10 protein-coding genes are annotated in these 9,647 nt (G+C 71.0%); 6 read left to right on the top strand and 4 right to left on the bottom strand.

Going from position 1 to position 9,647, the window contains the following annotated elements; translation table 11 throughout:
* A partial coding sequence (gene murQ / locus ABZ281_RS22975) for an N-acetylmuramic acid 6-phosphate etherase (RefSeq protein ID WP_356658189.1) occupies positions 1–710 on the top strand: 710 nt, incomplete at its 5' end.
* Positions 711–731: 21 nt separating this feature from the next.
* On the opposite strand, the gene ABZ281_RS22970 is transcribed toward murQ, so the two are convergent.
* Complete coding sequence (locus ABZ281_RS22970; protein ID WP_356658187.1) at positions 732–2,759, bottom strand: hypothetical protein; 2,028 nt, start codon at positions 2,757–2,759, stop codon at positions 732–734.
* A gap of 137 nt (positions 2,760–2,896) precedes the next feature.
* The gene (locus ABZ281_RS22965) at positions 2,897–3,142 is read right to left on the bottom strand and encodes a hypothetical protein (protein WP_356658185.1); all 246 of its coding nucleotides are present in this window, start codon (positions 3,140–3,142) and stop codon (positions 2,897–2,899) included.
* 113 nt (positions 3,143–3,255) lie between these two features.
* On the opposite strand from ABZ281_RS22965, the gene ABZ281_RS22960 reads away from it, so the two are divergent.
* The 5 genes from ABZ281_RS22960 to ABZ281_RS22940 all read left to right on the top strand — a co-directional run bounded on the left by ABZ281_RS22960 (position 3,256) and on the right by ABZ281_RS22940 (position 6,641).
* A complete protein-coding gene (locus ABZ281_RS22960) occupies positions 3,256–4,095 on the top strand; it encodes a helix-turn-helix transcriptional regulator (RefSeq protein WP_356658183.1) in 840 nt (279 codons plus the stop codon).
* Positions 4,079–4,270, top strand: a complete 192-nt coding sequence (locus tag ABZ281_RS22955) for a DUF397 domain-containing protein (protein ID WP_356658181.1) — start codon at positions 4,079–4,081, stop codon at positions 4,268–4,270. Before ABZ281_RS22960 ends, ABZ281_RS22955 begins: the two co-directional genes overlap by 17 nt.
* A gap of 250 nt (positions 4,271–4,520) precedes the next feature.
* On the top strand, positions 4,521–5,330 hold the full coding sequence (locus ABZ281_RS22950) for a hypothetical protein (protein WP_356658179.1): 810 nt from the start codon (positions 4,521–4,523) through the stop codon (positions 5,328–5,330).
* Positions 5,331–5,386: 56 nt separating this feature from the next.
* Positions 5,387–6,058 carry a Uma2 family endonuclease gene (locus ABZ281_RS22945; RefSeq protein ID WP_356658177.1) on the top strand — a complete coding sequence of 224 codons (672 nt, stop codon included), beginning with the start codon at positions 5,387–5,389 and terminating at the stop codon, positions 6,056–6,058.
* A 13-nt stretch (positions 6,059–6,071) separates the two neighbouring features.
* On the top strand, positions 6,072–6,641 hold the full coding sequence (locus ABZ281_RS22940; protein WP_030849276.1) for a hypothetical protein: 570 nt from the start codon (positions 6,072–6,074) through the stop codon (positions 6,639–6,641).
* Positions 6,642–6,651: 10 nt separating this feature from the next.
* Here ABZ281_RS22940 and ABZ281_RS22935 read toward each other — a convergent pair whose 3' ends face one another.
* Both ABZ281_RS22935 and ABZ281_RS22930 read right to left on the bottom strand, forming a co-directional pair.
* Complete coding sequence (locus tag ABZ281_RS22935) at positions 6,652–8,202, bottom strand: carboxylesterase family protein (protein WP_356658175.1); 1,551 nt, start codon at positions 8,200–8,202, stop codon at positions 6,652–6,654.
* 89 nt (positions 8,203–8,291) lie between these two features.
* A complete protein-coding gene (locus ABZ281_RS22930; RefSeq protein WP_356658174.1) occupies positions 8,292–9,416 on the bottom strand; it encodes an NADH:flavin oxidoreductase in 1,125 nt (374 codons plus the stop codon).
* Positions 9,417–9,647 lie beyond the last annotated feature (231 nt).

The raw sequence follows: 9,647 nt of genomic DNA, 5'->3' as shown, positions 1-9,647 counted from the left end.
GTCTCGACTACGCGGGCGCGGGCACGGCGGGCCGGCTGGGCATCCTGGACGCCTCCGAGTGTCCGCCCACGTTCAACACCGACCCCTCCCGGGTCGTCGGCCTGATCGCGGGCGGCCCGGACGCCGTGGTCACCTCGGTCGAGGGCGCGGAGGACTCCCGGGACCTGGCCCGGTCCGACCTGGAGACCCTCGCCCTGACCCCCGACGACACGGTGGTCGGCATCTCCGCCTCCGGTCGCACCCCGTACGCCATCGGCGCCGTCGAGCACGCCCGGGCCCGCGGCTGTCTCACCATCGGCCTCGCGTGCAACCCCGGCAGCCCGCTCGCCGCCGCCGCCGACCACGGCATCGAGATCGTCGTGGGCCCCGAACTGCTCACCGGCTCCACCCGCCTGAAGTCCGGCACGGCGCAGAAGCTCGTCCTCAACATGCTGTCGACGATCACGATGATCCGGCTGGGCAAGACCTACGGGAACCTGATGGTCGACGTCCGCGCCTCGAACGACAAGCTCCGCGCCCGCTCGCACCGCATCGTCGCCCTCGCCACCGGCGCCGAGGACAAGGAGATCGAAGAGGCCCTCACGGCCACGGACGGCGAGGTGAAGAACGCCATCCTCGCGATCCTGGCGGGCGTGGACGGCCCGACGGCGAACAGACTCCTCGCGGAGTCCGACGGCCATCTGCGGGCGGCCCTGGCGGCGAGCGGCTGAGCCGTCACGCCCCCACGGCCGTCAAGCCCCTACGACGACCACCCGCTGCTCCTCCGCGAGCCGCTCCTCCTGTTCCGCCGCCGCCTTCTCGGCCAGCGCGTCGACCGCCGCGTTGAATCGCTCCATGGAGGTGGGGCGGTCCGGGCCCAGGACGTACTCCTTGAGGACACGGCGCTCGGCTGCCATCGGGTCGCGGCCCGGCGTGCGCACCGAGTCGAGGATCTCCGGCAGCCGGGTGCAGGCCCGGTCCAGCAGGTAGGCGCCGCCGGCCGTGGTGTAGGCCGCCCGGAAGTCGGCGTCGGGCAGGTCGTTCGCGTTGGTGAGGACGTACGGCTTGAGGCTCGCCACGAAGTCCGCGACCACGGAGGAGACGTCACTGACGAGGATGTCGGCCCGGTCGAAGCACGCGTACAGCGTGGGCAGTTGACTGACGATCACCTGGTGCCCGAACGGGCCCCGGCTCTCCCAGAACAGCCGGTGCCACTCGGCGCGCAGCTCGTGCCACTCGGCCTCCCCGTCCGGGCCGGACGGGCGGGCCTCGCGGGTCTGCTGGGCGTCGTCGCCGGCGAGCCGCCCGGACAGTTCACCGAGCCGCTCCTGGATCTCCGCGAGCCGCGGACGGACGGCGGCGATCGCCGCCTCGGTCTCCTGGGCGCCGCGCCGCTCGTCGTCGGCGCGCAGCAGCTCCCGGATGGTCCGGTCCGCCTCGGCCGCCGCGGGGGACCGCTTGCCGGTGAGGGGATGCGGCTTGTAGAGGACCCGTACGTTCTCCGCGAGCAGCTTCTCGACCAGCGGCACGCCCATCGGGATCAGGGACGTGTGGCAGTCGTCATCGCTCCAGCCCTCCCAGGTCGGCGCGTACAGCACGGTCGGCAGCGGCCCCGGCACATGGTCGGCGTGCAGCCGGATCGACGACAGCTGCGGGCGGCCCACCTCGACGATCGCCGAGTCGCTGATCGCGTGCCGCACCCGCTGGTAGCGGTCGCGCCCGGCCCGCCCGGCCACCCAGATCTCGTCGTACACCTTGCTCACCCGGTTGCTGCTGGCGAGCTTGTCGCTGTCGCCGTGCCCGATGAAGACGTGCTTGGCCTCGGCGACGCGCAGCATGTGCACGTTCTTGCCCGCGTTACCCGGGTAGAGGACGACCCGCAGCTCCGGCAGCTCCAGTTGCGCCACGTCGTCGGCCTTCGGCACGCACAGGACCGGGATCGACGTACGGCTCAGGAAGCGGAACGAGGCCCGCTCCCTCAGGATGATCAACGGCCGCCGGTCGAGCTGCTCCAGCGTCTCGATCCACATGTTGACCTGGTACATGAAGTCCCGGGACACCGCCGCGAAACTGAAGTACAGCGCCACCTCCGGCCGGTACCCGGCCAGTTGGCGGTTGACCTCGGCGATCACCTCGTCCCCCGACGGCATCCGGCGGGCCCGGCGCAACTGCCCGAGCAGCGCCACCACGGCCGCGACCGAGAGCCCGGCGGTGACCGCGAAGCCGATTCCCGCGGGCTGCCACGTCCCGGCCGCCAGCGCGGCGAGCAGGCCCGCGTGGGCCGGCAGGTCCAGGTGCAGCAGCTTGCGCAGGAAACGCCGGTAGAGGAGAGCGGGCGGCGACTGCGGAATGCCCGCCCCGCTCATGTCGAGGTTGCGCACCACCACCGGCAGTGTGCGCCGCCGCCGGATGGCGTGGTGCACCGCCGTGAACAGGATCACCAGGGTGAAGTGGGCGGCGAACACGGCCAGCGCGGCGACCAGCACCGCGTCCGGCGCGTCCATCCGCTCGGCCAGCGCGAGCAGCATCACCGTCCGCACGGCGAACCGCATCGTGCGGGTCAGCTGCAACGCGGCCAGCCGCCGCACGAAGGCGGGTGAGCGCGTGTGCAGCAGCTCGTCCACGGCGTACGTCACGGCCGAGGCCGCGGCGAAGCCCCACAGCGACGGGAGCAGCGCGAACACGGGCAGGGCGGCGAAACCGGCGGTGAACAGGAACACGAGGAGCAGGTCGGTCTTCCCGCGCACACGCAGGACACCACACAGCCAACGGAACGTCATGGGGAGTGCTTTCTCTGGGAAAGGACGTGTTTTTCCGGAGTGGCGCGCGGTGGGGCGAACGCCGGTGTGTATGCGCGATACGCCTGTTCGACGGCAATGACGGGTGAATGGTTGTACACCTCCTGGCCACCATTACGTCACCGTGACTTCGGCTCCCGGTTGACCTGCCGCACGCGCGCCCGCAGCGTCTCGCCCGCGGGCAGCGACCGCAGTACGTCGGTGAGGTGCTCGGCCGTCCGTACGTTGCACCGCCCCAAGTCGACCAGCGCGAACGGCTCCTCGCTCGCGCCGGTCACGGGATCGACGCCCAGCGACGGCAGCACGACCCCGACTCCGGCGAGGGCGCCCCGCAGCGATTGCACGATCTCTTCGGTCGAACGCACCGTTCCTACCTCCACGCTGAGTTTGCGATTCGCCACACAGCGTGGCCGCCACGTCTCTAACCTGGCCAGATACGGCGGTCCAACAACCCGTTCTGTACGACAGGGAGTTGCCCATGCCCGGTTCCAGGGACCTCGACCCGTCCTCCTCTCCTCGGGCCCTCCTGGGCGCCGAACTCCGCCACGCCCGCGAGAAGGCCGGCCTCAGCCAGGAGGACCTGGGACAGCGGTTGTTCGTGAGCGGGTCGTTCATCGGGCAGCTGGAGGCGGGGACGCGGAGGCTGCAGCGGGAGTACGCGCGGTTGCTGGACGAGGAGTTGGGGACGGGCGACTTCTTCCAGCGGAATTGTGCGGCGGCGGCGAAGTCGAAGTATCCGGAGCACTTCGCGGAGGCGGCGGAGGCGGAGGCCCGGGCTGTGGCCATCAGGGAGTTCGCATCGATGCTGATTCCCGGGCTGCTCCAGACGCCCGCCTACGCCAGGGCGGTGTGCCGCGCATATCAACCGACCGCACCGGATGAGGAGATTGAGAAGAGGGTGGCCGCCCGCATGGAGCGGACCCGCATCCTCGACGATCCAACAAAGCCCTTGTTGTGGGCTGTGATTGACGAGTCTGCCCTGCGGCGGGTGACCGGCGGGGTGGAGGTGATGACCGAGGCCCTGCGACACATCAGCGGCATGGCCCGCCGTAGCCGGTGCATCGTGCAGGTGCTGCCCTTCGACACGGGGGCGCACCCGGCCATGCAGGGTTGCGTCAAGCTCATGGACTTCGACGACGCACCTCCGCTGGCCTACCTCGAAGGTGTCGGCACCGGGCGGCTGGATGACGACCCCGCCACCGTCGCGGAGTACCGCTTCTACTACGAGTTCCTCGCGGCCTCCGCGCTCTCGCCTGAGAAGTCTCTAGCCCTGCTCGAAGCAATGACGCAGGATTACGACCATGAGGAACATGCCTGAGTGGTACAAGTCCAGCTACAGCGGCGGGAGCGGCGACAACTGCCTGGAAGTCACCCGGGCATTCCCCGATGTCATCCCCGTTCGCGACTCCAAGAACCCCCACGGCCCGAAGCTCGTGTTCCGGGCCACCGCCTGGTCCGCTTTCGTCGAGAACCTCAAGGACGAGACGGCCTGAGCTTCGGGACCCGGGCTTCGAGCCCTCTTTTCAAGGATTGGGTGGAGGGCCTCAACCCACCCTCCCACCCGGCGAGTTGACGTGACGCGTTCGGCTTGCCACGGACAGTGACGGCCCTCTAACGTTCATGCACAAGCAACAGCCCCCGCCCGGTGCGCCAACACCTGCGGGGGCTTAACCAACGAGATCGAAAGCAGTCGATCCCATGGCTGACGCCAACATTAGTGCCGCCGCCCCGTCCGCGCACCCCATGGCCAACCCCGGCTACGGCAAACGCACGACCCCCGGCCAATCCCCGCGCACCAACCACGACTTCGGCCACCTCCCACCCCGTGAGGCCGCCATCGCCGCCTACCTGGACCGGCTCCCCGACGGCGCGGACATCTCCGTAAAGACGCTGGCCAAACAGCTTCCCTACGGACAGTGCGCCCTGGGCACGGCCCTCAACCGCCTCCAGCAGGCAGGCCACCTGCGCCGAGGACGGGAGTGCGTGACGGCCGGCGACGGCAGCTCCCGCTGGATCACCCGAACGTGGTTCACTCGCACCGCCCGGGATGACGACTGGTGGACGGCGTTCACCCGAGGCGACGCACCACGGCCACAGACAGCACGGCCCACCCGCTCCCGCGCCCACATCCTCCTGGCCGCCCTCGGCCGCACCGCCCCAGTCCTCTCCCTCTCCGAGAGAGACTGCGCGACCCTCGCCCCACTCGTGACGGACTGGTTCGCGCGTGGCGCCTCGGAGGAGGACGTATTGCGGGCGCTCACCTCCGGCCTGCCCACACCCGTCCACCACGCCGCAGCCCTGGTCCACAACCGCCTGACCAGCAAACTTCCGCCCCCGCCCACCCCACGCCCACCCCTACGGGTCCTGGAGTGCGCGAACTGCGGCGCCCCGGGGCGTCCGGAAACCCTGCCAGGGGGACGTTGCAGCGCCTGCCGGGGCGAACGCGCCTCCGCGCAACCCCCTGCACCTCTGTCCGCCCCCATGATCCACGACCGTGCGGCCGAGATCCGCACCGCGATGTTCCAACGACGACAAGAAAAGGCATCCACATGACAGCTCCTACGGTGCGACGTCACTCCCCCAGGGCACGATGGAAGGGAGGAGGCACCATGACCCCTGGTACCGCTGACCACCCGTTGATGCCCATCGAGGACTTCGAGGATCTGGCCGAGGTGGCCCCGAAGGGCGTGCGACTCGAGTATGTCGACGGTCGCGTCCGGACGAAGGACGCGCTCAGCGTCGAGGACTTCGAAGAGTTGGAGCGCCGCGCCCCGGAGACCGTGCGGCTGGAGTACATCAACGGAAAACTAGAGGTCAAGGCCATGCCGGACGGCAACCACACAACGATCTTCATGTGGCTGTTGCGCCAGTGCATGCAGCACCGGCCAGACCTCGATCTCGCACCTGAGCGGGGAGTCAAAGCGGAGGCATACCGCAAGGGCCGAGCACGCACGGATGGCTTCCTGGCACCCGTGGACCACTTCAAAGGCGACCGTGAGTGGTCCGACCCCGACGGCGCCCTGATGGCCGTGGAGATCACCTCCCACGACCGCGACACAGATCAACGCGACCGCATCGACAAGCCCATCGGCTACGCAGCGGCCGACATCCCCGTCTACCTCCTCATCGACCGCGACAACAACACACTCACCGTCCACAGCGAACCGAAAGACGGCCGCTACCAGCAGATCTCCCGACACCCCTGGGGCGCCACCGTCGAGCTCCCCGCCCCCGTGAACATCACGTTGGACACCGAGAAGCTCAAGGACTACGCCGACTGACGACAATGGACGCATGAACCACGCCCAGCTGACCGCCCTAGGCCGCGCCCTCCGAGTCCTCGGTGAGCACGGCGAGGCCCTCACCGCCGACACCCCGGACGCCAAGCTGCACGAGGTCAAGGCCGACCTGAAGCGCGCCCTGGACCTGCTGGACGAGAGTGTCACGGGCGCCGCGCCCACGACCCGCTGCCCCGAGCACCCGAACGGCCCGGTCGACGAGGCCGCCCCCGATCTGTGCCTGCTGTGCGAGACGCGACGCAGGGCCGCCCGCCGGAACGAGTTCAACGGACCCGCCCCGCAGCAGCCGCAGACCGAGCCCGCGCCGTCCCGCTACGGTGTGCGCGGCGACCGTCCCCAGCCCCAGCAGCGCTGGCTGGCGGAGCTGTGGAACGGCCAGGCCTGGCAGCTGTGCGGCACCCCGCGCCGGGACCGACGGGAAGCGGAACTCTTCATCAACGCCCAGCGCAAGGCTCCCCGGGCCGCCATGGCGTACCGGCTGGTCCACGAGTTCACCGACTACGAGGTGCTGCGGGTGTGGGGGACGCCCGTGCGGGTCGACATCGAGCCGATGGGCAACCTGTAGCGGCCCGGACTCACAGCAGCGGCAGCGGCAGGAACTCGTACCCCTCCCACAGCCGCCGCGACCGCTCCTCCGGGTACGCCCGCACCTCCGGCTCCGCGTCCAGCACCTGCACCAGCCGCCGCTCGTCGTCGTACGCCGGCCAGCCCGGGTCGCCCGACCTCGCGAAGGACGTCCAGGACGCGCGGAAGCGGGACGACAGTGCGAGGGCCTCGGCGGAGGGCTCCGCGCCCGCAAAGAGCAGAAGTCCCAGATCCGCCGCGTAGGTGCCGAAGAGCAGCGGGATGTCCAGGCCGTGGCAGGCGCCGAGCGCGCCGCCGTTGCCGGGGGCCGGCCAGGTCAGTTCGTAGACGTGCGCGCTGCCGCCGCCCCCGCGCTGCGCCTCGGCCAGGTGCAGGGAAGGCATGGTGAACAGCCACTCCGTCTGGACGCGTTCGTAGAGCTCGCTCGGGGAGGCATCGGGGAAGGCGTCGCGGTACGCCTGTTCACCGCCGGGGGCGAAGAGGCTCAGGGCCGAGGCCGCCGTCTCGCCGGATATCTGGCCGAGCTGTCCGGCCATGGCGATGAAGAGGCGGTACTCGTCGCGGTTGTGGCCGACGAGGAGCGCGACGTCCTTCGCCGAGCCCGACCGCAGCGCCTGCCACGGACTCGTCGGCAGAACCTCGCCGTCGACGGCCGGGGAGAACGGGGTGACCGTGGGCGCCGCCTGGCCCCAGCGGTCGATGCGCTGGAGCATCTTGGCGCTCAGCGTCTCGCCCGCCGACGTCAGCCGGTGCGGGGCGATCGTCGCGAGGTCGGCGGCCGTGGGGCGCAGACCCACCTCGGCGGCGAGGGCGGTACCGATGTCCCGGGCGAGCGCGTCGGAGAAGAACGTCCCCGGCACGCTCTGGGCGATCGCCCGCCGGAACAGCCCGGCCGCGCGCGGCATGGAGAGCAGCGAGGCGACCGAGCCCGCGCCCGCGGACTCCCCGAAGACCGTGACCTGGTCGGGGTCGCCGCCGAACGCCTCGACGTTGTCCCGCACCCACTCCAGCGCGGCCACCTGGTCGAGCAGGCCGCGGTTGGCGGGCGCTCCCTCGATGTGCGCGAAACCCTCCATGCCCAGGCGGTAGTTGAGGGACACGACCACCACGTCGCCGTCGGCGGCGATGTGCCGGGCGTCGTAGCCGGGACTGCCGGAGTGGCCGAGCTTGTAGGCACCGCCGTAGATCCACACCATCACCGGCCGGCGGGCCGCCGGGTCGGGCTCGGGCGTCCAGACGTTGACCGTGAGCCACTCGTCGCCCGCGGGAAGATCGAGCAGGCCCCGACCGCCCAGGCTGCCGAGGTCCTGCGGGGGCGGCGGGCCGAAGGCGTGGGCCTCCCGTATGCCGTCCCAGGGCCGGGCGGGACGGGGCGCCTGGAAGCGGGCCTCGCCCACCGGCGGCTCCGCGAACGGGATACCTCGGAAGACCGCGAGCCCCGCCTCCCTCCGGCCCCGGACCGCACCGGCGGTGGTGCGCACCACCGGTCCGGGCTGCCCTGCGGAACCGTCGTGCGGCGGGCGGGACTCGGTCGTCGTCATCTGGATCTCCTCACTCAGTGCCGGTGAACAGACGCTCAGTCAGTGTCCTTGACTGACGCAAGCAGATCCAGGGCCTCAGGTGACGAAGGTCAGCTGAGGGACTTCAGCGACGCCGGGTTGTAGGGCGCCAGCTCCTCCACGCGGCCGTCGAGCACCTTCCGGGCCCACTCGGGGTCCTGGAGCAGCGCGCGGCCGACGGCGACCATGTCGAACTCGTCGCGCTCGAAACGGTCCAGGAGGTTGTCGAGGTCGCCGACCTCGGCGCCCTGGCCCTGGAAGGCCTTGATGAAGTCGCCGTTCAGGCCGACCGAGCCGACGGTGATGGTCGGCTTGCCGGTCAGCTTCTTGGTCCAGCCGGCCAGGTTCAGGTCGGAGTCGTCGAACTCGGGCACCCAGTAGCGGCGGGTGGAGGCGTGGAAGGCGTCGACACCGGCCGCCGCGAGCGGGGCCAGGATGGCCTCCAGCTCCTCGGGCGTCTCGGCGAGGCGGGCGTCGTAGGCCTCCTGCTTCCACTGGGAGTAGCGGAAGATGACGGGGAAGTCGGCGGAGACGGTCTCGCGGACGGCCGCGACGATCTCTTCCGAGAGCTTGGCGCGGGCGACCCGGTCGCCGCCGTAGGCGTCGGAGCGGCGGTTGGTGCCCTCCCACAGGAACTGGTCGAGCAGGTAGCCGTGGGCGCCGTGGATCTCCACGCCGTCGAAGCCGATGCGCTCGGCCGCGGCGGCGGCCTCGGCGAACGAGCCGATGACGGCGTCGATGTCGGCCTGCGTCATGGCCTTGCCGGTGGGCTCCGAAGCGCCGATGCGCAGACCGGAGGGGCCGACGGCGGGGGCGTCGGCGACCGGGGGCTCGCCCTGGTTGCGGACCATGCCGATGTGCCACAGCTGGGGCACGATCGTGCCGCCCGCGGCGTGCACCGCCTCGGCGACCTTCGCCCAGCCCGCGAGCTGCTCCTCACCGTGGAAGCGCGGCACGCGGTCGCTCTGCCCGGCCGAGTCGTGGCCGACGTAGGTGCCCTCGGTGACGATCAGGCCGACTCCGGCGGCGGCGCGGCGCGCGTAGTACGAGACGACGTCGTCGCCGGGCACGCCGCCCGGGGAGAACATGCGGGTCATCGGCGCCATCGCGATCCGGTTCGGAACGGTCAGGCCGCCCAGCGATACGGGCCGGGACAGGATTTCGGCGGCGCGGGATGCGGAGGCGGCGACAGTCACGTGGGGGCTCCCTTGGGGGTACCGAATGGTATGTGCATACGCATAGGACGCATGGTTCAACCACCCGGCCCGGCCGCGACATCCCGTCCCCGCTGTGATCCCGGACACGCGAAGGGCGTGCCCCGGGACAGGAGAGAGGGCGCACCCCGGACCCTCCCGACGGCGCACCCCCGGACACGCCCGAGGGCGGCACTCCCTGTCGGAACAGGAAGTGCCGCCCCCGGTAAGGAC

The organism is Streptomyces sp. NPDC006265, assembly GCF_040613555.1.
Lineage (GTDB): Bacteria > Actinomycetota > Actinomycetes > Streptomycetales > Streptomycetaceae > Streptomyces.
Note: the sequence above shows the minus strand (reverse complement) of the source record. Positions and strands in the feature narration are given on the sequence as shown.